The 22,685-nt window shown below is 66.1% G+C and carries 16 protein-coding genes and 2 pseudogenes; 3 read left to right on the top strand and 15 right to left on the bottom strand.

All coding sequences use genetic code 11. The features are described 5' to 3' along the window. Positions 1 to 4 precede the first annotated feature (4 nt). Together LC062_RS06110 and LC062_RS06105 are read right to left on the bottom strand one after the other, a co-directional pair. Positions 5 to 1,255: a metallophosphoesterase family protein gene (locus tag LC062_RS06110; RefSeq protein ID WP_224910140.1), complete on the bottom strand. Its 1,251-nt coding sequence runs from the start codon at positions 1,253 to 1,255 to the stop codon at positions 5 to 7. 190 nt (positions 1,256 to 1,445) lie between these two features. Continuing rightward, entirely contained in the window at positions 1,446 to 3,281 is a 1,836-nt protein-coding gene (locus LC062_RS06105; protein ID WP_224910139.1) for a glycosyltransferase family 2 protein, read from the bottom strand. A gap of 255 nt (positions 3,282 to 3,536) precedes the next feature. Between LC062_RS06105 and LC062_RS06100 the strand changes: the two genes are divergently transcribed. Continuing rightward, entirely contained in the window at positions 3,537 to 4,415 is an 879-nt protein-coding gene (locus LC062_RS06100) for a transporter substrate-binding domain-containing protein (RefSeq protein ID WP_224910138.1), read from the top strand. On the opposite strand, the gene LC062_RS06095 is transcribed toward LC062_RS06100, so the two are convergent. After that, positions 4,386 to 5,192 carry a sterol desaturase family protein gene (locus LC062_RS06095; RefSeq protein ID WP_224910332.1) on the bottom strand — a complete coding sequence of 269 codons (807 nt, stop codon included), beginning with the start codon at positions 5,190 to 5,192 and terminating at the stop codon, positions 4,386 to 4,388. The two genes, LC062_RS06100 and LC062_RS06095, sit on opposite strands and share 30 nt — an antisense overlap. Positions 5,193 to 5,358: 166 nt before the next feature. On the opposite strand from LC062_RS06095, the gene LC062_RS06090 reads away from it, so the two are divergent. After that, on the top strand, positions 5,359 to 6,021 hold the full coding sequence (locus tag LC062_RS06090) for an alpha/beta family hydrolase (protein ID WP_224910137.1): 663 nt from the start codon (positions 5,359 to 5,361) through the stop codon (positions 6,019 to 6,021). A 22-nt stretch (positions 6,022 to 6,043) separates the two neighbouring features. Here the strand turns inward: LC062_RS06090 and LC062_RS06085 are convergent, their stop codons facing one another. The 5 genes from LC062_RS06085 to LC062_RS06065 all read right to left on the bottom strand — a co-directional run bounded on the left by LC062_RS06085 (position 6,044) and on the right by LC062_RS06065 (position 14,273). Continuing rightward, positions 6,044 to 9,445 carry an efflux RND transporter permease subunit gene (locus LC062_RS06085; RefSeq protein WP_224910136.1) on the bottom strand — a complete coding sequence of 1,134 codons (3,402 nt, stop codon included), beginning with the start codon at positions 9,443 to 9,445 and terminating at the stop codon, positions 6,044 to 6,046. 2 nt (positions 9,446 to 9,447) lie between these two features. Next, on the bottom strand, positions 9,448 to 10,845 hold the full coding sequence (locus tag LC062_RS06080) for an efflux RND transporter periplasmic adaptor subunit (protein WP_224910135.1): 1,398 nt from the start codon (positions 10,843 to 10,845) through the stop codon (positions 9,448 to 9,450). 283 nt (positions 10,846 to 11,128) lie between these two features. After that, positions 11,129 to 12,142 (bottom strand): Hsp33 family molecular chaperone, encoded by a 1,014-nt coding sequence (locus LC062_RS06075; RefSeq protein WP_224910134.1) that lies wholly within the window; start codon positions 12,140 to 12,142, stop codon positions 11,129 to 11,131. Next, positions 12,139 to 13,074: an ornithine carbamoyltransferase gene (gene argF / locus LC062_RS06070; RefSeq protein WP_224910133.1), complete on the bottom strand. Its 936-nt coding sequence runs from the start codon at positions 13,072 to 13,074 to the stop codon at positions 12,139 to 12,141. Before argF ends, LC062_RS06075 begins: the two co-directional genes overlap by 4 nt. Next, positions 13,074 to 14,273: an aspartate aminotransferase family protein gene (locus tag LC062_RS06065; protein ID WP_224910132.1), complete on the bottom strand. Its 1,200-nt coding sequence runs from the start codon at positions 14,271 to 14,273 to the stop codon at positions 13,074 to 13,076. Before LC062_RS06065 ends, argF begins: the two co-directional genes overlap by 1 nt. 601 nt (positions 14,274 to 14,874) lie before the next feature. Here LC062_RS06065 and LC062_RS06060 point away from each other — a divergent pair. Then, the gene (locus LC062_RS06060) at positions 14,875 to 15,414 is read left to right on the top strand and encodes a GcrA family cell cycle regulator (RefSeq protein ID WP_224910131.1); all 540 of its coding nucleotides are present in this window, start codon (positions 14,875 to 14,877) and stop codon (positions 15,412 to 15,414) included. Between the two features lie 399 nt (positions 15,415 to 15,813). Here LC062_RS06060 and phoB read toward each other — a convergent pair whose 3' ends face one another. The 7 genes and pseudogenes from phoB to LC062_RS06030 all read right to left on the bottom strand — a co-directional run bounded on the left by phoB (position 15,814) and on the right by LC062_RS06030 (position 22,538). Next, positions 15,814 to 16,515, bottom strand: coding sequence for a phosphate regulon transcriptional regulator PhoB (phoB, locus tag LC062_RS06055; RefSeq protein WP_181760390.1), 702 nt, complete (start codon positions 16,513 to 16,515; stop codon positions 15,814 to 15,816). A 41-nt stretch (positions 16,516 to 16,556) separates the two neighbouring features. Then, on the bottom strand, positions 16,557 to 17,270 hold the full coding sequence (phoU, locus tag LC062_RS06050; protein WP_224910130.1) for a phosphate signaling complex protein PhoU: 714 nt from the start codon (positions 17,268 to 17,270) through the stop codon (positions 16,557 to 16,559). 100 nt (positions 17,271 to 17,370) lie between these two features. Next, a complete protein-coding gene (gene pstB / locus LC062_RS06045) occupies positions 17,371 to 18,165 on the bottom strand; it encodes a phosphate ABC transporter ATP-binding protein PstB (protein ID WP_224910331.1) in 795 nt (264 codons plus the stop codon). Between the two features lie 71 nt (positions 18,166 to 18,236). Next, positions 18,237 to 19,040: pseudogene (gene pstA, locus LC062_RS21545) on the bottom strand (phosphate ABC transporter permease PstA); the annotation flags it as partial. Between the two features lie 537 nt (positions 19,041 to 19,577). Further along, positions 19,578 to 20,024, bottom strand: a pseudogene (locus LC062_RS21540) (DUF3333 domain-containing protein); the annotation flags it as partial. A 28-nt stretch (positions 20,025 to 20,052) separates the two neighbouring features. Further along, positions 20,053 to 21,441 carry a phosphate ABC transporter permease subunit PstC gene (pstC, locus tag LC062_RS06035; RefSeq protein ID WP_224910128.1) on the bottom strand — a complete coding sequence of 463 codons (1,389 nt, stop codon included), beginning with the start codon at positions 21,439 to 21,441 and terminating at the stop codon, positions 20,053 to 20,055. 95 nt (positions 21,442 to 21,536) lie between these two features. After that, positions 21,537 to 22,538 carry a PstS family phosphate ABC transporter substrate-binding protein gene (locus LC062_RS06030; protein ID WP_224910127.1) on the bottom strand — a complete coding sequence of 334 codons (1,002 nt, stop codon included), beginning with the start codon at positions 22,536 to 22,538 and terminating at the stop codon, positions 21,537 to 21,539. Positions 22,539 to 22,685: the final 147 nt, after the last annotated feature.

Here is a 22,685-nt window from a genome sequence, read left to right as displayed (position 1 = left end):
GGGATCAGTCCTTGCCCCCGACCTTCTGCAGCAGAACCTCACCCGCCTCCTCGATCAGGACAGCAAGGGCCTCTGGTCCGGTGTCGAGGTCCGCGCCCAGGCCATGCGGCATCTTAGCCGTCACCTGGCCGACGACCTCTTCCACCGCCGCAAGCACCTCGGGATCGTGCCGCAGCGCGGCGAGCATGCCGCCCAGGTCGATCAGCGGATCGCCGCTTTCCGTGCCGGGCGTCGGCGCCTCGCCGCCGGTCACATCGAGCACCAGCTTTTCCAGCGAGACATCCGCATCCACCCGGGCAGCGGCCGCCTGCGCCTCGTCCCGCAGCAACGCCCGGTTGGCCAAGAGCCAGGCGCGCAGCGGGTTTTCGCCGGCAAGCCGCAGCCGCACGGCAAGGGCGCGGCCCTCCGCCGCCTGAACATGCGGGCGCAGCGCCTCTTCAAGCGCGGAGAGAATGGCATCAAGATCGGCGAGTCCGGAGATATCCAGCTCTAAGAGCGCCCAGCGCGCTTCATCGACGATCATGCGCTCGCAGCCGGTCACCCGGCCATCGGTGACGGTTACCAGCACCGCGCCCTTGGCTCCGGTCTCGCGAATGCTGCGGCCCTGAAGATTGCCGGGAAAGACGATATGCGGGTCGGTGTCGATCACCTCATGATCATGCACATGCCCCAGCGCCCAATAGTCGTAGCCGCGCGCGCGCAGGTCATCCACCGAACAGGGGGCGTAGTCGGCATGGGGCGGGCGCCCGGTCAGCGAAGTGTGCAACACGCCGATGTTGAACCAGCCGGGCTCCGGCGCCGGATAGCTCCGGGCCAGATTGTCGCCCTGCGACCGGTCCGCGAAGCTCTGGCCATGCAGCGCGACGCGCAACGGCTCAAGCAGGTGGGTCTGCGGCTTGCGGGTGTCGAAGCCGCGCACATTCGCCGGCATGGAAATGCTGCGGGTGACGACGCTCTCCGCATCGTGATTGCCCCGCAGCACGAAGACCGGAATACCGGCACGCTCCAGCCGGGCGATCTCGCGGTTGAAGAACAGGCCGACTGCGTTGTCCTGCCACTCCCCGTCGTAGACATCGCCGGCGATCACCATGAATTCGGCCTCAAGCTCCAGCGTGCGCGACACCAGCGTGGTGAAGGCCTTGCGCGTTGCCTCGGCGAACCGGCGGGCAAGCTCCGGATCGCGGGCGGACAGGCCCTTGAACGGGCTGCCCAGGTGCAGATCGGCGGCATGGACGAAGCGGAAGGAAGAAGGCAAAGGGCAATCCTGTCATCGGGCGGAGGGACCGCGTGTCATCAATCCGGTATGGGTAGCATAATCCGGCGGAAGCTTCTGAAAAGACTGACGCCGCGTGTAGCGTGACCCCGCCTCCCGCGCCTGCCGCGCTCGCCGCAGGGTGTCAGACCCCATCCACAACATTTCCCCTCCGCCGGCAAGTCCCCGTGCCTCATGTGTGCGGCCGCCCGTGCGCGGGCCGCTTCGCCACCCCGTGTTCGGTCTTGCACCAGGCATGCGGGCGGCGCAGCAGATCGACCACCGCCGCATAGAAGGCCAGGCTCTGGACCAGCCAGTAGAACGGGATCACCATCAGATCGAGAAGCCGCACCGGCCAGCGGCGCATGGCCGCGCCGCGCAGGGTCACCACCGTCATGCTGGCGTAGCACAGGACTACGCTGACCCCGGCGAGCACGGCGATGCAGTCTCCCGTCAGGGTGCCGGCCAGCGGGATCGGCGCCGCATCCAGACCGTAGAGCAACAGAAACACGACGAACACCGGATGAGCGGCCAGCGTCGTCACCATCGCCAGCACATAAAGACCGAGGATGGGCAGCAGCGTGCCGCGCAGATCGCGGACCAGCGCGTGCGGCTCGCGCGCCGCCACCAGCAGGGTCTGCAGCCAGCCCTTCAGCCACCGGGTGCGCTGGCCGTGCCAGGCCCGCCAGCCGATCGGCGCTTCCTCAAAGGTGGTGCTGCCCAGCATTCTCAGGTCGTAGCCGGCGCGGCAAAGCCGTACCGCCAGATCCGCATCCTCGGTGACATTGTACGGATCCCAGCCGCCGACTTCCTCCAGTGCCTCGCGGCGAAAATGATTGGAGGTGCCGCCGAGCGGAAAGGGAAAGCCCTGCGCCGACAGGAAAGGCAGCAGGCAGTCGAACAACCCGGCGTATTCCAAGAGGAACTGCCGGGCAAAGAGATTGCGGCTGAGATGATCGACCGCCAGATGCGCCTGCAGCGCTGCCACGGTGTCGGGCAGTTCGGCAAACCGCGAGGCGGCCAGACGCAGTTGCGCCGGTTCCGGGCGGTCCTCCCCGTCGAACACGGTGACAAGTTCGCCGCGTGCCAGCTCCAGCCCATGGGCAAGGGCGCGCGGCTTGGTGCGCGGGCTGCCCTCCGGCACCTCGATGCAACGCATATGGGGATGAAGCAGCGGGAGCAGCACCGCGCGGGTCTCCCGATCCTCCACTTCCAGCAGGAACAGGACTTCCATGCGAGCGGTGGGATAGTCCAATGCGGCGAGGCTCTCCACCAATTGCTCGACCACCCGCGCCTCGCGGTAAAGCGGCACCAGCACGGTGTAAAATGGCAGATCCACATTCGCCAGCACATGGCCCGGGCGCGGGCTTTCGCGCGCGCCGACCCCGGCCAGGAGACGGATGCCGCCAAGCGCCATGCCGGCAACGGTCACCATCAGCGAGACCAGAATGAGCAGCACGGAAAGCGGCAGCAACATTCCCAGAAGCAGCGCCAGCAACAACGCCACGCCCGTTGCCATCTGCCCGGGGGTCAACAGACGGCGAGCAGAGACCTCGGGCCGCAGCAGCGACAGCCGCGCTCCCGGATCGGCGATGGCCACCGCCTCGGCAAGCGCCTCCGGTGTGGTGATGCGCACCCGGGCGCGCAAGTCCGGGAACCGCCGCAGCAAATCCAGAAAGGCAGCGGTACCGCCGGCGGGAGGCGCCACCGCGACGACCGTCTCGCCGCGTGCCGTGCGGCCGATCGGCAGCGGCCCGGCGAAAGCGGGCGGCGGCGGGAAGGCTGGGTCATGCCGCGCCCGAAAGCTGCCCCGGCACAGGAAGGGAACGCCGCAGACCTCGGCAAAGGCGCAGTAATAGGCATCGCTGGACACCAGGCCGCGCTGCAGCAACAACCGCCCGAGCGGTATCGCGCGGCGTCGCGCCTCCCGGGCCAGCGGCACAAGCGCCGCCTCGGCCAGCCCCCTGTCGCACAGCAGCGCCACCTCCTCCGGCCAGTCCCGCTTGACGGCCGACCGTGGACGAACCACCCGCCGCGCCAACGGTGAACCGCTGGACGGCAGGGCGCGCTCTTGTGCTAGACTACGGATCCGGGCAGATGCCTCGATCACATCATGTCGCACGGACCCTCCAATCCAGAGGCAAACCGCATCCTTCTGTCCCGCGTCTCTTGGCTTCCCCGAAAGATCGGATAAATGGTGAAATTTACAGGGTGTTAAATCAGCCAGAGCAGGACAAGGTCAGGCGGGGCATCCTCATGTCAAAAAGCACTATCAAGAAACGCCATGCAGTTTGATCGCAGACACCCACTGATTGCAACCCTCGGTTTTCTGATGATCGCCGCGACACTGCTGGCGACAGCGCCCGCACCTGCCCAAACCGCATCGCCGCAAGATCCCGCCGATGCTGTGGTGACGCCGAACTTCTGGGATCCGCGCGGCACCGGCGACCGCCCGGCGACCACCCCGGAGACGATCCGCTTTCTCGCCAGCGACGACTTCCCGCCCTTTTCCTTCCGCGACGGATCTGGCCGGCTCACCGGCTTCAACATCGATCTGGCGCGGGCCTTGTGCGAGGAGATGAAGGCCGCCTGTTCCTTGCGCATCAAGCCGTTCGATGCGCTGGTGCCGGCGCTGGTGCGCGAGGAAGGCGATGCCATCATCGCCGGACTGGCAACCACTCCGGAAAACGCGCGCACATTGCGGTTTTCCGATCCTTATCTGCGCCTGCCGGCCCGGTTCGTGGTGCTGCGCGGGGTCGAGCTGGAAGTGACCCCGGAGGCCCTCGCCGGCAAGCGGATTTCCGTTGTCGCGGGCAGCGCCCATGAAGCTTTCCTGAAGACCTATTTCCCCGACTCGGAGGTCATCGCCTTTGGCGATCCGACCGAGGCGCGGGCCGCCATCGGCACGGAAGAGGCCATCGCCCATTTCGGCGACGGGCTGTCCCTCTCCTTCTGGCTGAACGGCAAGACCTCAAGCGAATGCTGCACCTTCGCCGGGGGGCCGTGGCTGGAGCCGGGGTATTTCGACCATGCGCTGACCATCGCCTTTCGCGGCGACGACAGTCTGCGCCAGCAGGCGGTCAACCATGCGCTGAGCCGGTTGCAGGCGCGCGGCGTCTACTCCGAACTCTATCTACGCTATTTCCCTGTCAGCTTTTACTGATCCCGGGTCCGCCGGCGCCGCCGTTGTGACAGCCGATCCGGACACCGCCTTGCGGAACGGCAGAGCCAGACACCAGGCAAAGCCGGTGGGCGCATCCGACTGATACTCCGACAGACCGATGGTCATGCCGTCATGGCCGGCCTCTGGCTGCGGCGTATAGGTGCGGAACAGCCGGTCCCAGAGCGACAGGTTGAAGCCGTAGTTGGAATCCGTCTCCCGCACCACCACCGAATGATGCACCCGGTGCATGTCCGGGGTGACGATCACCAGCCGCAGCGCCCGGTCCAGCCAGCCGGGCAGGCGCACATTGGCATGGTTGAACATGGCCGCGCCGTTCAGCACCACCTCGAACACCAGGACGGCGGTCACCGGAATGCCGAAGGCGACGACGATCAGCGCCTTCCACAGCATCGACACGATGATCTCCAGCGGATGAAAGCGCAGCGCCGTCGTCACGTCGAAATCCGGATCCGCATGGTGCATCTTGTGGATGCGCCACAGCAGCGGGATCTTGTGCGAGGCCCAATGCTCGAACCACACCGCGAAGTCGAGCAGGACAAAGCCCAGGACCGCAGCCAGCCAGACCGGCGCGTCCACGAGGGCGAACAGACCATAGCCGTTGGCCGCTGCCCACATGGCGACGCCCACCGCCGCCGCCGGGAACACCACCCGCAGGAGAAGCGTGTCGGTGGCGACGATCGCCAGATTGGTGACCCAGCGCCTCTGCCGGCCGAAGCGCAAGGCCCGACGCGGAGCCAGCACCTCGAACACAGCCATGCCCAGGAGGATGCCGAGAAAAATCATCAGCCGGATGGTTGCTTCGCTCAAGTCGTTTCCCCGCCTCGTTCGGCCCCCGCGTCATTCGGAGCTTGAAAGATAGTTGTTGAACGTGACATAGGCGAGCGGGACACTGCGTCAAACCTTCGTGAGAAAAGGCCAAGAGATGACCGACCTGCTCTGGACCCATCCCAAGGATCCCGCCATCGCGACGCTGCTGCTCGCCCATGGCGCCGGCGCGGCGATGGACAGCGGCTTCATGACGCGGTTCGCCGACTGCGCCGCTGCCGAGGGGCTGGCGGTGGCCCGGTTCGAATTCGCCTATATGGCCGCAAGGCGCAATGGCGGGCCGAAGCGTCCGCCCCCGCGCGCCGACAAGCTGGTCGGCGAATACCAGAAGGTCGCCCAGGAGGTGCTCGACAGCAGCGACACCCCGCTTCTGATCGGCGGCAAGTCGATGGGCGGGCGGGTCGCGGCCATGCTGGCCGGTGGCGGCTCCCTGCCCCGGCGCATTGCCGGTGTCGTCTGCCTCGGCTATCCGTTCCACACCAAGGGCTCGGGCCAGAACAAGGAGCAGGTGTGGCGACTGGAGCCGCTGCGCGAGAGCCACCGCCCGATCTTCATCGCCCAGGGCGAGCGCGACCCCTTCGGCTCGGCCGCCGAGCTCGACGGCATCGACCTGCCCGACCATGTGCGCCTTGAGTGGCTACCCGACGGCAACCACGACCTTGCTCCGCGCGGTGCCTCGCCCGCTACCTGGAGCGGCAACCTGACCGCTGCCGCCGCTGGCGCTGCCCGCTTCGCCCGGGACCTGCTTTCCGCAGGCTGAGCGGACACTAAGGCCGGCGGGTCTATTCCGCCGGCACGTTGCGGATCGGCTCGGGTGGCTCCCGGTCTTCCGGCGGGGAGATGCGGAACAGGTTGGCGATATCGGCGCCGATCCCCATCAGCGCCGGCACCAGCACCAGCACCAGAACCGTCGCGGTCGACAGGCCGAAAACGATGGTGATGGTCATCGGCATCAGGAACTGGGCCTGCAGGCTCTTCTCGAACAAGAGCGGCAGCAACCCACCGATGGTGGTCAGCGAGGTCAGAAGCACCGCGCGCAGGCGGTCCTGCCCGGAGGCGACCGCCGCCTCGGCCACGCTCTCGCCCTCCTTGCGGCGTTCGTCGAAACGGGCGACCAGGATGATCGAGTTGTTGACCAGGATGCCGGACAGGCCAAGCAAGCCGATATAGCTCAGGATCGTCAGGTCGAAGCCCATCAGGTAATGGCCGACGATGGTGCCGACGGCGCCGAAGGGGATGATCGCCATGACTGCCAGTGGCTTGAAGTAGCTGGCGAAGATCGCCGCCAGGATCAGATAGATCATCGCCAGCGCGGCAATCGTGCCCAGTTGCAGATCGCCGAAGGCGCCTTTGCGCTCCTCCTCGCGGCCGGAGAAGCGGAAATCGACGCCATGGCGGTCGGCGATCGCCTGGATCTTGCCGTCGCTGAGATCCTCGATGATCTTGATGCTGGAGGAAACCTCCGGATCGACCTCGGCGGACACGCTGACGGTGATGCGCCCATCCCGCCGCTGGATCACCGAAAAGCCCTGGCGTTCGGAAAGCGTCACCACCTCCAGCAGCGGCACATATTCACCGCCGGGCGCCTTCAACGACAGATCGCGCAAGGCCCCGCCCCCGCCATCGCCGATCAGTTCCTGCGCCACGCGGATGGTGATCTCCTCTTCGCCGCGCGCGAAGCGGCGCGGAATGCTGCCCTCGAACACGCTGCGGATCTGCCTTGCGGCATTGTCCACGGTGAAGCCCAGCGCCTCGCCGCGCGGACTGAGTGCAATCACCAGTTCCGGCTTGCCATAGGGGAAATCGTCGGCGACGCCATCGACCCCGGGATAGCCGGTCAGGAGCTCCTGCATTTCCAGCGCCGCCGCCTTCAGCGCCACCGGATCCTCGCCCTTCAGGCGAATGTCGAGATCACGACCGGGAGGCCCGCCGCGCCGCTCGTAGACGGCAACCCGCTTGGTCCGGGGGATTTCCGGCAAGGCCTTGCGCCAGGCCTTGACGATGTCGGCAGTGCGGATGTCCCGGTCCTCGGACGGCGTCAGCTGCACATCGATGCTGGCGACGTTGCGCCCCCGGTTGAACCCGGACTGGCCAAGGGTCGCGTAGGAGGCGACCACCAGCTTCTGCCCGCTGTCGCCGACAAGCTGGCGTTCGGTCGCGCGCAGCGCTTCCTCGATCCGCAACAGGGCAGCCTCGGAGTCGGCCAGCGAAATGCCGGCGCTGAAATCGACGGTGGCGCGGATGTTCTCCGCCTCAGGCGAGGGGAAGAAGCGGAAGCCGACCCGGTCGCCCCGCACCATGCCGACGGCGAGCAGCAAGGTGGCGACCGCCACGGCGATCGTCACATAGCGCCAGGTATAGGCAAGCCGGAGGATGGCCCGGAACGGCACGTCGCGGACCCAGCCGAAACCGGCATCGAAGGAGCGCCGGAACCAGCCCGGCTGTTCGTCGAAGGGGCTGCGCTGGCGCATGCGCCGCAGCACCAGGAACAGGAACTCCAGCGCCGCCGCGACGACGAAGGCCAGCACCAGCACCACCGCATCGAACAACACCACGCCGAAGAACGCCCGCCCCTCGCGCGCCGGCACTGCGAGCCAGTCGAGCCAGGGCGGCACGCTGATATCGGCCCGTCCCGCCAGCGCGATGACGAACAGCGCCGGCATGCCGGCCAGAAGCACCACCCGCCACCAGCTCCAGGACGGCGCGCGCGACAGGGAATGGGCCAGATGCCCCGGCAGCACCCAGAAGCATTCGACGATGCTGGCGATCACCACCGCGACCACCACCAGCGGCAGCGCGCCCATGATCTGGCCGATGGTGTCCTGGATCAGCATGATCGGCAGGAAGGCGGCGATGGTGGTGGTGCTGGCGGCGACGATCGGCCAGAGCATCCGCCCAGCCCCCTCCTCGGCCGCCTGATACGGGCCATCGCCCATGGAAAAGCGGGTCGCGGTGTGCTCGCCGACAACGATGGCATCATCGACGATGACGCCAAGGGTCATGATCAGGGCGAACAGCGAGATCATGTTGATGGTCTGACCCGACACCCACATGATGCCGATGGTGGCCAGGATCGCCACCGGAATGCCGGCGGCAACCCAAAGGGCAATGCGGGCGTTGAGGAAGGCGAACAGCACGATCACGACGATCACCAGCCCGGACAGGCCATTCTCGATCAGGATCATGATCCGCTGATTGAGCGAATCCGCGCGCACCTCGTATTTCACCAGCTCCAGCGAGCGGGGCAGCTGCGGGGCGATTTCGGTCAGATATTCGTCAAGGATGCGGTTGACCTTGAGCTGGTCGGCCTTGGCCGAGCGCTGCACGGTCAGTTCCACCGCGCGCACGCCGTCGGAATAGCCGATCACCTGATCGTCATCGAACTCCTTGGTGACGCGGGCGACGTCCTGCAGTTGCACCTTCTCGCCGGTGGGGAAGGACTTGACCGTAATCCGGCCGATGGCCGCCGGCGAGGTGGTGTCGGCCACCGCGCGGATCTGCCGTTCGACCCCGCCGCTCAGATCGCCGGAGGGAAGATCGCGGGTGTTCTCGGCGACCTTTTGCGACACATCGGCGATGGTCATGTCGAGGCGCCGCAGCTCCCGCTCCGGCAGGCGCACCACGTATTCGGTGTCCCGGAAGCCGGAGAAGGTCACCTTGTCGATGCCGCGCTCGATCAGATCGTCGCGGATACCGCGCGCGTAGCTCTTCAGCGCATCCTCGGAGAACGGACCGCGCAGGGCGACCCGCGCCACCCGGTCGAACCAGTTCGACAGGGAGACCGTCGGGGTTTCGCTGTCCTCCGGCAGGGTGGTCACCCCGGCGATGGCCTGATCCACATCCGACAGCGCCTTCTGCATGTCGGCACCTTCGAGGAATTCAAGGCGGATCGTCGCCGTGCCCTCCCGGGCGTAGGAGATCATCTCATCGACATTGTCGATGAACCGCAGCTCCGGCTCGATCGCCTGGAGGATGTTCTTCTCCACATCCTCCGCGCTCGCCCCCGGCCAGGACACGGAGATATTGATGTTGTTGACGACGATCTGCGGGAAGAACTCGGTGTTGAGCTTGGCCAGCCCGAACACCCCGAACAGGATCATCAGCGCCATCACCAGATTGGCCGCGTTGGGATGCCGCAGGAAATGACCGATCCAGCTGCGAGGAACGAAGTCCGGCGTGCGCATGGCTATTGTCCCTTCGCCGCCGGTGCCGTACCTGCGGCCTTGCCGGAAGCCACCTCGGGCCGGGCCGGGTCGGTCACCTTGACCCCCTCGCCGGCCTCATCAAGGCGCGTGGCGACCAGCGTATCGCCATCGGCAAGCTCGCCTTCCACGATCAGGTCGGTGCCATCGAAAGCGAGCGGACGCACCGCACGGCGCACCGTACGTCCCTCCACCACTACATAGACGTGATCGGTGCCGTAAAGCGCCCCTTCGGGGATTCGCGCCGTACCGGGATAGGTCCGATCGGCCAGGCGGATCTCGACGAAGGCGCCGGGGCGCAGTGCGATCTGCTCCGGCGCGACCGCGACCCGGGCATAGACATCGACGCCGCCGCGCGCCAGCGCCACTTCCGCACCGAGACGGACGATCTCGCCGGTGTAGCGAACCGGCTCGCCGCCGATATACCAGAGCACCTCGACCGGGCGGCCGATCACCTTGCCGCCGTCGGACAGGATCCGCCCATATTGATTGTCGGACAGGGTCAGGCGCACTTCCAGCGCATCGCGGTCATAGAGCGTCGCCACCACATCATTGACGTTGACGAGGCGGCCGGCGGCGGCGGTTTCCGCGCTCACCACCGCATCGAACGGCGCCTTCAGCACCGTGTCGGCCAGGTTCTTCTCCGCTTCCGCCAGACGCCACTGGAGCCGGTCGATGGCCGCTTCCTGCTGCGCCACCCGTGCCTCCTCGACCAGAAGCGCATTGCGCCGCTGTTCCAGCGCCTGCTCCCGCTGGGAGACAAGCAGGCGGCGTTCATCGAGCGTGCGTTCGGTCACCGCACCGCTGGACAGAAGCTGGGAAGCGCGTTCCAGATCGCGCTCGGCGAAGGCAAGCTGCTCGCGCGCCCGCTCCACATTGGCGGTCTCCGCCGCGACACCGCCCCGGCTTTCCGCCAGCCGCGCGCGGGCCTCGGCGAGATTGGCCCGGGCCTCGGTGATCGCCCCTTCATAGGCGAACGGATCGATGGCCATCAGTTCGGCGCCCGCATCGACCGTGCCGCCGGCCTTCAGGTCCGGGTTGACGCGAATGATCTCACCGGCGACGAGCACGCGCAAATCGACCGTGCGGGCAGCCACCACCTCACCGTAAAGGCGCAGGATCGGGGTATGATCGCGGATTTCGACCGGCATGGTCTCGACCGTGTAGACGGTCTCGCGGGCGGCCCGGGTCGGCACCTCGTCCTTGCTGAGGATCAGATAGGTCATGCCCTGATAGGCGCCGAACAGGATCGCGCCGGCGAGCGCCGCCTGCAGCAGGATCCGGCCCAGGAGCAGGGCCGATCCCTGCCCCTGTGGCGCATCCCGGCGAAAGGAAATCTCGCCAACGGTCTTCCTGGTGACTTCGTCGAGTGCCTTCAACATCCGCCCTTCTCTCACGCCGTCGCGCGCCCGGTCGGCTCCGGACCGTCAGCATGCCTACGCAGGCGACGGCCATCCGGATCGGCGGGGGCGCCGGTCCGCAAGGACACCGCCATGGGTCTGGTTCGTGCGAACTATTGGGGCGGCTCCGCCAGCGCGCAACCGGTATATTGTATCAATTTGTTGCAAGAGAAGCGCCTGTCACAGCACATGACAGACGAAAGCCGCCCGAGCGCCTTGCAAGGCACTCGGACGGCGGCTGAAAATCGGCAGTGCGTGCGGCGGGTCAGTCGGTTCCGGACCCACCCGGCACGATCTCGCCCGCCTCGTAATCGTAGCGGGTGTTGCAGAACCGGCAGGTGACCTCGATGCGGCCATCCACGGTCATGTGATCGAGATCATCCGCCGAGAACCCGGCGAGCATCTTGCGAATGCGCGCATCGGAGCAGCGGCAGCGGTCGGTCAGCGGCTGCGGCGTAAAAATGCGCACGCCGCGCTCATGAAACAGCCGGAACAACAGCCGTTCGGCGGTCATTTCCGGATCGCCGAGCTCGTCGTCGCGCACGGTGCCGACCAGCGCACGCGCCTCCAGCCAGGCGTCATCCTCGTCCAGTTCGTGCGGCTCCACCCCTTCCGGCGCGTCCCCGGGGTGCAGGTCCGGCTGGCGCATCCGCTCCGGCGCTTCGGGCAGGAACTGCGCCAGAATGCCGCCCGCCAGCCAGGAATGGCGCGGGCTGTCGCCCTCGCGGCGATCGAGCATCTCGCCCACCGCCAGACGAACGATGGTCGGGATCTGCTCCGACTGGGCGAAGTACTGATGCGCGACCTCTTCCAGCGAATGGCCGTCGAGCGCGACGATCCCCTGATAGCGGTTCATGTTCGCGCCCTGATCGACGGTCATGGCCAAATGGCCCCGCCCCAGAAGCGCCACCGCATCGGCCTCGCCGCGTGCCTCCGCCGCGGCCACCGCCTCGGCGTCGAACTCGGCACAGGCGCGCAGGCCGTCCGGCGTGTCGAAATCGACCACCAGCATGGAAACCGGCCCGTCGGAGGTGGTCTGCAAGGTAAAGCGGCCGTCGAATTTCAGCGAGGTGCCAAGCAGGCACACCAGTGCCGCCGCCTCGGCGACCAGACGGGAGACCGACACCGGATACTGGTGCCGGTCGAGAATGGCGTCGAGCATCGGCCCGAGGAACACCGCCCGGCCGCGCACGTCGAGCGGCTCCACCGCGAAAGGCAGAACCGCGTCCCGCCCGGCGGGGGAGACGCCGAGCCGCTGCAATTCATCCTGTACCGTCATGCGCCCTGCAAGGCTCCAAAACACCAGGCGAGAATACCCTTTTGCGCGTGCAGCCGGTTTTCCGCCTCGTCGAACACCACCGACTGCGGCCCGTCCATCACCTCGGTCGTCACCTCCTCGCCGCGATGGGCGGGAAGGCAATGCATGAACAGGGCCTGCGGGTCGGCCTCGGCCATCAGCCGGCTGTTGACCTGATAGGGGCTCAGGAGGTTGTGGCGGTCGCCACCTTCCTCATCGCCCATCGACAGCCAGCAATCGGTGATGACGCAATCCACGCCCTTGACCGCCTCGAAGGGATCGTCGGTGACGCGGATCTCGGCACCCGCGTCCCGGGCGTGCGCAATCAGCTCCGGCGGCGGCGCCAGCTCCTTCGGCGTCGCGATCCGCAACTCGAAGTCCAGCTTTTCCGCCGCATGGACCCAGGAGGCCAGCACATTGTTGCTGTCGCCGGTCCAGGCCACCGAGCGGCCGGCGATGCTGCCGCGCTTTTCCTCGAAGGTCAGCACATCGGCCATGATCTGGCACGGATGGGTGCGCTTGGTCAGGCCGTTGATCACCGGTACGGTGGCGTATTCCGCCAGCTCGTGCAAGGCGTCATGGTCAAGAATCCGGATCATGATCGCATCGACGAAGCGGGACAGCACCCGGGCGGTGTCGGCGATGGTCTCGCCGCGGCCAAGCTGCATTTCCGCGCCGGTCAGCATCAATGTCTCGCCGCCCAGTTCCCGCATGCCCACATCGAAGGAGATGCGGGTCCGGGTCGAGGGCTGCTCGAACACCATGGCAAGGACGCGGCCGGCCAGCGGCCCGCCGCCATTGATACGCACCGGTCCGCGCGCCTCCTTGAGGCGGCGGCTGCCGTCCAGGATGAACCGCAGTTCCTCGGTGTCGACATCGGTCAGGTCAAGAAAGTGACGTGGCTGAGCATTCATTATTCGGCCGCCCCTTTCGCGGTCTCGGTCTCCATCGCGGTCGCCGCCTGTTCGATCCGGTCCACCGCTTCCTCGATCTCTTCCTCGCTGATGATCAGCGGCGGCATGATCCGCAGCACGTTTTCGCCAGCGCCAACCGACAGCACGCCCGCCGCACGCATATGCGCCAGAAGGTCGGTGTTGGTCACCCGGCATTTCAGGCCGAGCATCAGCCCCTTGCCGCGCAGCTCCTCGAAAACCGTCGGGTGCCGGTCGATGAGACCGGCGAGCTTCTGCTTGAACACCAGCCCCTTGCGCTGGACCCCCTCAAGGAAACCCTCCTCAAGCACCACATCGAGCACCGCATTGCCGACCGCCATGGCCAGCGGGTTGCCGCCATAGGTGGTGCCATGGGTGCCGGCGACCATAGCCGAGCCGACTTCCTCGGTCGCCAGGCAGGCGCCGATCGGGAAGCCGCCGCCGATGCCCTTGGCGATCGCCATGATATCCGGAGTGATGCCGGCCCATTCATGAGCGAACAGCTTGCCGGTCCGGCCGACGCCCGTCTGCACCTCGTCGAGGATCAGAAGGATGCCGTTGTCATCGCAGATCTGGCGCAGCTCGCGCAGATGCTCGGTCGGGATCTGGCGAATGCCGCCCTCACCCTGCACCGGCTCGACCAGCACGGCGGCGGTCCGGTCTGAGATCGCCGACTTCACCGCCGCATTGTCGTCGAACGGCACCTGGACGAAGCCCGGCGCCTTGGGGCCGAAGCCCTCAAGATACTTTTCCTGGCCACCGGCGGCGATGGTCGCAAGGGTCCGCCCATGGAACGCGCCCTCGAAGGTGATGATCTCCACCCGCTCCGGCTCGCCCTTGGCGTAGAAATAGCGGCGCGCGGTCTTGATCGCGCACTCCAGCGCCTCGGCACCGGAGTTGGTGACGAACACCTGGTCGGCGAAGGTCGCCGCCGTCAACTTGTCAGCGAAGGTCTGCTGGCCGGGAATGGTGTAGATGTTGGAGACATGCCACAGCTTGCCGGCCTGTTCCGTCAGCGCGGCGACCAGCGCCGGATGGGAATGGCCCAGCGAATTGACGGCAATGCCGCCGGCACAGTCGAGAAAGCGTCGTCCGTCGGCCGTCTCCAACCAGACCCCGTCGCCGCGTTCGAACGCCAGGTCCGCGCGCGCATAGGTTTGATAGAGGGATGAGCCCACCATGTCCTTCTCGCTCCAATCGTCCGGCGGCCCGTCCGGGTCCGCCACGGCCAACACCCCGGCCCCGGCTCTTTCCGGTTCCGTTGCTCGCCTCTTTGTGAATTTACCGCCGCCGCAAGCGGTTCCTGGCGGTGTCGGATCCCCGGTTCGCGGGGGCACCGACACCTTTCGCGGCACGTCCCGGTCCATCTTTTTCACCACCTCGGCAAGGCGTTTCCGGCCCACCGGCCGGAGGTGAAAATCCGGCCCGAAAAACACTATGCCGCCCGAATGAGGCGGCACGGATGTTTCCTCGACGTTATACACCTTGGCATGGCGCAGGTGTCAATCATATTGGCGCTGCGGCCCAATTGCCCTCCCCCTGCCCAAAAAGGCGGTTTTTTGGGGAAAACTGGAGCAATCCCCAGGTGAATCGCCCGGTTCGCTTGCGAAGGAAACCCGTCATATTGTAGCGTCTGATCAGTCAAATACGACATCTCGTAGATAAGACTCGCACAAGCCTCAAAATCCGGCAAGAGGGCGGCGCGCTGATGGTGCGTCATAAACGAAGTATTAACCAAACCTCCGTGTCCCGAGCCGGTCCGAACCAAGACGGAGTTTCCGCATGTCCTGGACAAGCGAACGTGTCGACCTTCTGAAGAAACTCTGGTCCGACGGGCTGAGCGCAAGCCAGATCGCGGCAGAGCTGGGGGGCGTCACGCGCAACGCCGTCATCGGCAAGGTGCACCGGCTTGGCCTGTCCGGGCGCGCCAAGGCGCCGTCCAGCGCGCAGAAGAGCCGGAAGGTCGCCAAGAGCGCCCCGACCCAGGACAACACGGCGGTGGAAGAGGCCCCCAGCGCACCGACGCCGAGCGCGCCGCAGAGCATCGGCGCCACCGCGCTCAAGGCGGAGGCCGTGCCGGCTGCAGCGCCCGAGCCCAAGGCACAGCCGGTCGCCGAGCTGGTGCCGATCGCCAAGCGGGCGACGATCCTCACCCTGACCGAGCGCACCTGCAAATGGCCGATCGGTGATCCGACCAAGGAAGACTTTTACTTCTGCGGCCACCCGTCGAACCCGGGCGTGCCCTATTGCGCCTACCATTGCCGCGTTGCCTACCAGCCGGCCAGCGACCGTCGCCGCGACAAGAGCGCCGCCAACGGCTGATCCTGCCCGGCCGGAGCCATCCGGCCGAACGGCTTGCCATCTGAAACGACAAAACCCCGCCGGAAACCGGCGGGGTGAACGTGCTTCCCCCCAGGGGCGTCTTCCCGGGCAAGCGTCAGTGCGACCCGGGATCGGCGAGGCACAGGCCTCTCGGCTCCAGCCCATTGAAAACGCGCGTCTTCTGGCTCTCCGATCCCGGCTCGGGGGCCGGGATGACGCCGTGAAGAACGGCAAGGGCTGCGCTACTCCAGCCATCGCCCCCTCAATGCACGCATGAGAGACGAACTCACCACAATGCGTTGAGGGCGCCGAGAAAGGGCTTTGTCATTGGGTGCACCCGGGGGTCGTTTCAGCAAGTGGGAAGGCCTGCTCACACAGGCCTTCGCGATGGGGCGGCCGTCAGGAGGCCGCCGCCACGAACTGGTCGTTGAAGGCGTAGCCAGCCCCGCGCACCGTGCGGATCGGGTCCATCGCCTTGCCGCGATTGATCGCCTTGCGCAGTCGGCCGACATGCACGTCGACGGTGCGCTCGTCCACGTAGACATCGTGACCCCAGACACCATCCAGCAACTGCTCGCGGGAGAACACCCGCCCCGGCGAGGTCATCAGAAATTCCAGCAGGCGGAATTCTGTCGGTCCGAGATGGATCTCCCGGCCAGACCGGCGCACCCGATGGGTTTCCCGATCCAGCTCCAGATCGCCGGCGCGCAGCATCGAGGACACCACCTCGGGCTTGGCGCGGCGCAGCATCGCCCGCACGCGCGCCATCAGTTCCGGCACCGAAAACGGCTTGACCACGTAGTCGTCGGCGCCGGTGGCAAGCCCCCGGATCCGCTCGGACTCCTCGCCCCGCGCCGTCAGCATGATCACCGGCAGCCGCTCGGTTTCCGGCCGCGACCGCAGACGCCGGCACAGCTCGATCCCCGACAGGCCCGGCAGCATCCAGTCCAGCAACAGAAGGTCCGGCTGGCTCTCGCGCAGCCGGATGTCCGCCTCGTCGCCGCGCATGCAGGTGTCGACCGAATACCCCTCCGCTTCAAGGTTGTACTTCAACAACATGATCAGAGGTTCTTCGTCCTCGACAATCAGAACCTTCGGCATTCCGGGTAACCTCGTCTGGTCTCAGATATCGTTGCAGGGGATCAGGTGGTCGGCTCGGCGACAACGCCGGTCTCGTCCTGCTTCTGCCGATCGTCCATCGGCTGCACCCCGGTCGCCATGTAGATGACGTTCTCGGCGATGTTGGTGGCGTGATCGCCGATCCGTTCGATGTTCTTGGCGCAGAACAGCAGATGGGCACAGATCGAGATCTGGCGCGGATCCTCCATCATGTAGGTGAGCAGCTCGCGGAAGATCGAGGTGTAGATCGCATCCACCTCGTCATCGCGCTCGCGCACGGAGACGGCGGTTTCCTCGTCCCGGTTGGCATAGGCGTCCAGGACGTCCTTGAGCTGGGCCTGGGTCAGTTCGGTCATGTGCTCGACGCCGAGCGCGAACTTCTTGGAATCGAAGCTTCCGTCGATGGCGATCACCCGCTTGGCGATGTTCTTGGCCAGATCGCCGACCCGCTCCAGATCGTTGGAAATGCGCATGGCGGCGATTACGTCGCGCAGGTCCTGCGCCACCGGCTGCCGCCGGGCGATGATCAGGATCGCCTGTTCCTCGACCTCGAACTGCAGGGCGTCGACCCGCTTGTCCTGGGCCACCACCCGCCGGGCAAGGTCCTTGTCCATCCGGGTCAGTGCCGAGACGGCATCGCTGAGCATGGCCTCGGTCAGGCCGCCCATCTCAGAAACGCGGCCGGCGACCGCCTTCAGCTCTTGGTCAAACAGGGTCACGGTATGTGGCATCGTCATTCTCCATCGCGCCGGACCACCGGCAGGATACGCCGGCGCGCCCAGAGGCCGCCCGGCATCTTACACGGGAACCGGAAGCGCCCCGGCGGGGCGCCCGGCCTCAGCCGAACCGGCCGGTGATGTAATCCTGGGTGCGCTTGTCCCGGGGGTTGGTGAAAATCTCCTTGGTCTCGCCTTCCTCGACGAGGTTGCCAAGATGGAAGAAGGCCGTGCGCTGCGACACGCGGGCCGCCTGCTGCATGGAGTGAGTGACGATGACGATCGTGTAGTTCTCACGCAGCTCGTCGATCAGCTCCTCCACCTTCGCCGTGGCGATCGGATCGAGCGCCGAGCAGGGCTCGTCCATCAGGATTACCTCGGGGCTGACGGCGATGGCACGGGCGATGCACAGACGCTGCTGCTGACCACCGGAGAGGCCCGTTCCCGGCTCGTCGAGCCGATCCTTGACCTCTTCGTACAGACCGGCCTTCTGCAGGCTGGTGGCAACCACGTCGTCCAGCTCGCTCTTGTTACGGGTCAGGCCATGAATACGCGGGCCATAGGCCACGTTCTCATAGATCGACTTGGGGAACGGGTTGGGCTTCTGAAACACCATGCCCACCCGCGCGCGCAGCTCCACCACATCCACCGACGGATCGTAGACGTCGGTCCGGTCGAGCAGGATCGTGCCGGTCACCCGGCAGACGTCGATCGTGTCGTTCATCCGGTTGAGGCAGCGCAGGAAGGTGGACTTGCCGCAGCCCGAAGGGCCGATCAGCGCCGTTACATGACGATCACGCACGTCCAGCCCCACGTCGAACAGCGCCTGCTTCTCGCCGTAGAACACATTGACATTGCTGCCGCGCATCTTCACCGGCACGCCATCGGCGGTCACCATCGCGGCTCCGGCAGGCATTGCGGCCCCGCCATCGGTCTTGGCGTCCATGACCTTTTCCATCGACATTTCTCTGTCCTTTCCAGAACGGATCACCAGCGCCGCTCAAACCGCTTGCGCAAGACAATTGCAATTGCGTTCATCACGACCAGAAACCCGAGCAGCACCATGATGGCCGCCGAGGTCTTCTGCTGGAACGCAGGCTCGGGGAAGTCCGCCCACATGTAGATCTGCACCGGCATCACCGTCGCCGGATCGAGCGGACCGCCCGGGATATCGACGATGAAGGCGACCATGCCGATCATCAAGAGCGGGGCCGTCTCGCCAAGCGCCTGGGCCATGCCGATGATCGTGCCGGTGAAAATGCCCGGCATCGCCAACGGCAGCACATGGTGGAACACCGCCTGAAGACGCGAGGCCCCCACGCCGAGCGCCGCTTCGCGGATCGACGGCGGCACCGCCTTGAGCGCCGCGCGGGCGGCGATGATGATCGTCGGCAAGGTCATCAGCGCCAACACCATACCACCGACCAGCGGCGCGGAGCGCGGCATGCCGAAGACATTGAGGAACACCGCCAGGCCAAGCAGACCGAAGACGATCGAGGGCACCGCCGCGAGGTTGTTGATGTTCACCTCGATCAGATGGGTCAGCCGGTTCTTCGGCGCGAACTCTTCCAGGTAGATCGCGGCGGCAACGCCGATCGGGAAGGACAGGAGCAGGGTCACCACCATGGTGTAGAACGAGCCGACCACCGCGCCCCACACACCGGCCATCTCCGGCTCGCGGCTGGCGCCGGCGGTGAAGAAGATGGTGTTGATCTGACGCTCGATCAGCCCCTTGTCGCGCAGGTACTCGATGTAGGCGATCTCCTGATCGATGAACTTGCGGGCGCTTTCCGGCGTGTCGATCCGCTCGATCTGCCAGCTTCCGGGTGCCGCCTCCGCTTCGCTTTGCAGCGGCACGAAAGCTTGCCCCTCGATCACGGTAGAGGAGACCTGCGTCGCCTTGACGATACCGCCATTGATGCGGATCAGGTAGGAGGCCAGCCCGGTCGTCAGGGCTTCCGGCTGGTCCACCGCCGTGGCACGGGCGGTCAGGGCGGCGATCTCCGCCTCCAGCGTCTCGATCTCGCGGGTCACGGACTGCAGGGCGCTGCGGGCGCTCGACAGTTCCATCTCCAGGCGCGATCGGTCCGCCGCACCAGCATCGGCAACCCTTTGTTCAAGGGTCGGAATGCGCGCTTCGAGGCTGCGCAGGCCCCGTTGCCGCGCCTCCACATCGGCGCGCCGCGCCTCCGCCTGAGCACGCAGATCCTGCTTGATCTCGGTCAGGATGCCGCGGAAATCATTGGAGGAGGACAGGATCTTCACGGTACCGGAGGTGCCCACCACCCCGGCCGCGCCCGTTCCGGCGCGGGTGGTGCTGCCCGTGACCAGCCCCTTGAGATAGAGATCGGCGAAATCGGACAGCGGCACCTTCACCGGACCTTGCGCGCCGAGCATCGCCGGATCCGCCTGCACCTCGTTGCGCAGGATGATGTTGGCACCGCTGGAGACCAGCCCGTTGCGCACCCGCCGGTCGCGGCGGCTGCCGGCAAACGGCATCTCGCTCTTCAGCCCATCGCGGATGATGGCGTTGTAGTCCGCCTTGCCCGGATCCTGCGGATCGACCTTCTCCGCGCCGAGATCGAGCGGCAGGGAGAGATAGGAATGGGTGAAGGCCGGCCAACCTTGAGAAACGATGGTGCTCAGAAGGATCACCAGGAAGGCGCCGGCAGCCAGCACCGCCGCCAGGCCGTAGAGCTTGTAGCGCCGCTCGGCGGCATAGCGCTTCGCCAGACGGCGACGCGCGGCCTCGGAGGTGTGAAGACTGTCCGCCATGTCGGCGACCGGGGTGCGTTCGGCCATGTCAGTCATACTGTTCCCTGTATTTCTGGACAACGCGCAGCGCGAAGATGTTGAGGGCCAGGGTGACGCAGAAGAGCAGCAGCCCGAGCGCGAAAGCGGCCAGGGTCTTGGCGCTGTCGAACTCCTGGTCGCCGACCAGCAGCGTGACGATCTGCACGGTGACGGTGGTGACCGCTTCCAGCGGATTGACCGTCAGGTTCGCGGCCAGCCCGGCAGCCATGACGACGATCATGGTTTCGCCGATGGCGCGGGAAATGGCGAGGATCAGCGCCGAGACGATGCCCGGCAGCGCCGCCGGCAGCACCACCTTGCGGATCGTCTCCGACTTGGTGGCGCCAAGACCGGCCGATCCGTCGCGCAGCGACTGCGGCACGGAGTTGATGACGTCATCCGACAGGGAAGAGACGAAGGGGATGATCATGATGCCCATGACCACGCCGGCGGCCAGGGCGGATTCGGAGGAGACCGAAAGGCCAATGCTCTCGCCCGCACCGCGGAAGGCCGGCGCCACGGTCAGCGCGGCGAAGAAGCCGTAGACCACGGTGGGAATGCCCGCCAGCACCTCAAGCACCGGCTTGGCGATCGCCCGCACCGGCCGGGAGGCATAGTCGGAAAGATAGATGGCGGCGAACAGGCCGATCGGCGCGGCCACCAGAATGGCGATCAGGGTGATCAGCATGGTGCCGGCGAGCAGCGGAATGGCTCCGAACACCTCAGCGTTGGTGTCGCCGCCCGTGGCCCCGGCGCCCTCGAAGGCGCTCTGCGGGCTCCAGTGCGTGCCGAAGACGAAGTCGAAGAACGGCACCTTCTGGAAAAAGCGCAGGCTCTCGAAGATCAGCGACAGGACGATGCCGATGGTGGTGATGATCGCCACCGCCGAGCACATCACCAGAAGCACCATCACCACGCGCTCGACCACATGGCGGGCCCGGAAGCGCGGAGCGATCGCCCGATAGCCGCCGAACAGGCCACCGACCGCCAGCAGCGTCATTATCGCGCCGAGCATGAGATCGGCGGTGGCGCTCAATGAGGCATAGGTTTGCGCCGCCGCTTCCTTGGCCGCATCGGTGAAGCCGACAATGCCGCCGAAGGCAATCGCCCGGGCGTCACGCAGAAAGGCTTCCGTCTCCGGCGTCCCGAGACCGGCAACCGCATCGGCATGGGTCGACAGGATCATCGTGTCGAGAACGCGCGGCGCCAGGATCGACCAGAGCAGGAGAAGAACGAAGGCCGGCACCACCGCAACGATGGCGAGGAAGGCGCCGTGAAAGGAGGGCAGCGAGTGCAGGTCCGAGACGTGCCCGCCGACCACCTGCACCGCGCGGGTGCGACCGACAAAATAGGCCGCCACGAGGACGACCGCGAGAAGCAGGAGCGATGTTGTGAACATGGTGCATCCGCTGTGCGGTGGAGCCGTCCGGCCGGGCTGACCCGGTCAGCTGAAAGAACGCGGCCGGCAAGTTGCCGGCCGCGCCCCGTTTGGTCTTACATGGAAAGCGGGGTCATCGCCTTCACATCGGCACCGATCTTTTCACGATCGGCGGTCGGAAGCGGGATCAGCCCCTTTTCCGACAGGTAACCTTCGTCACCCCAGGTACCGTCGGCGGTGAACTCGGCCGCGTATTCCTCGATGCCCGGGATCACGCCGACATGCTCCTTCTTGATGTAGAAGAAAAGCGAACGGGAGACCGGATAATCGCCAGCGGCGATGTTCTCGAAGGTCGGCTCAACACCACCGATCTGCGAGCCCTGGATCTTGTCGGCATTCTGGTCGAGGAAGGAGAAGCCGAAGATGCCGACCGCGTTCGGGTTGGCTTCGAGCTTCTGAACGATCAGGTTGTCGTTCTCGCCAGCTTCGATGAAGGCACCATCCTCACGGATTTCGTGGCACTTCTTCTTGGCCAGGCCGAGATCCTTGGCGCCCGGAACGGCCTTGCAGCCGCCTTCCATGGCGATCTCGACGAAGGCGTCGCGCGTGCCGGAGGTCGGCGGCGGGCCGAGCACTTCGATCTTGGTGGTCGGCAGGGACGGATCGATGTCCGACCAGTTCACATACGGGTTGGCGACCAGCTTGCCGTCGACCGGGACTTCCTTGGCCAGCGCCAGGAACACCTGGGCGAGGGTCAGGTTGAACGTGGCGCCCGCCTTGGAGTTGGCCAGCACGATGCCGTCGAAGCCGATCTTCACTTCCACCGGCGTCACGCCATTGGCGGTGCAGGTCTCGAACTCGGACTTCTTGATGCGGCGCGAGGAGTTGGTCATGTCCGGCGTGCCTTCGCCGACACCGGCACAGAACAGCTTCATGCCGCCGCCCGAACCGGTCGACTCCACCACCGGGGTCTTGAACGAGGTCTTCTGGCCAAACTGCTCGGCAACCGCCGTGGAGAACGGAAACACCGTCGACGAACCGACGATCTGGATCTGGTCGCGTGCCATGGCGCCGCCGGCGAACACGGTGGTGGCAACCGCAAGAGCAGTCGCACTCATAAGAGCCTTGATTTTCACCTGACGTCTCCCTGGATCTTCAGGATTTGAAATTCCCCTTGCAGGCTTACCCTTGCAAGGTCAGGCAGACCGTAGTCCGGCCTCGTGATCCTTATATGAAGATCCTGTTTCAGTTATATGACAGTGCAT

It is taken from the genome of Stappia indica, from assembly GCF_020177335.1.
Classification (GTDB): Bacteria; Pseudomonadota; Alphaproteobacteria; order Rhizobiales; family Stappiaceae; genus Stappia; species Stappia indica_B.
Note: the sequence above shows the minus strand (reverse complement) of the source record. Positions and strands in the feature narration are given on the sequence as shown.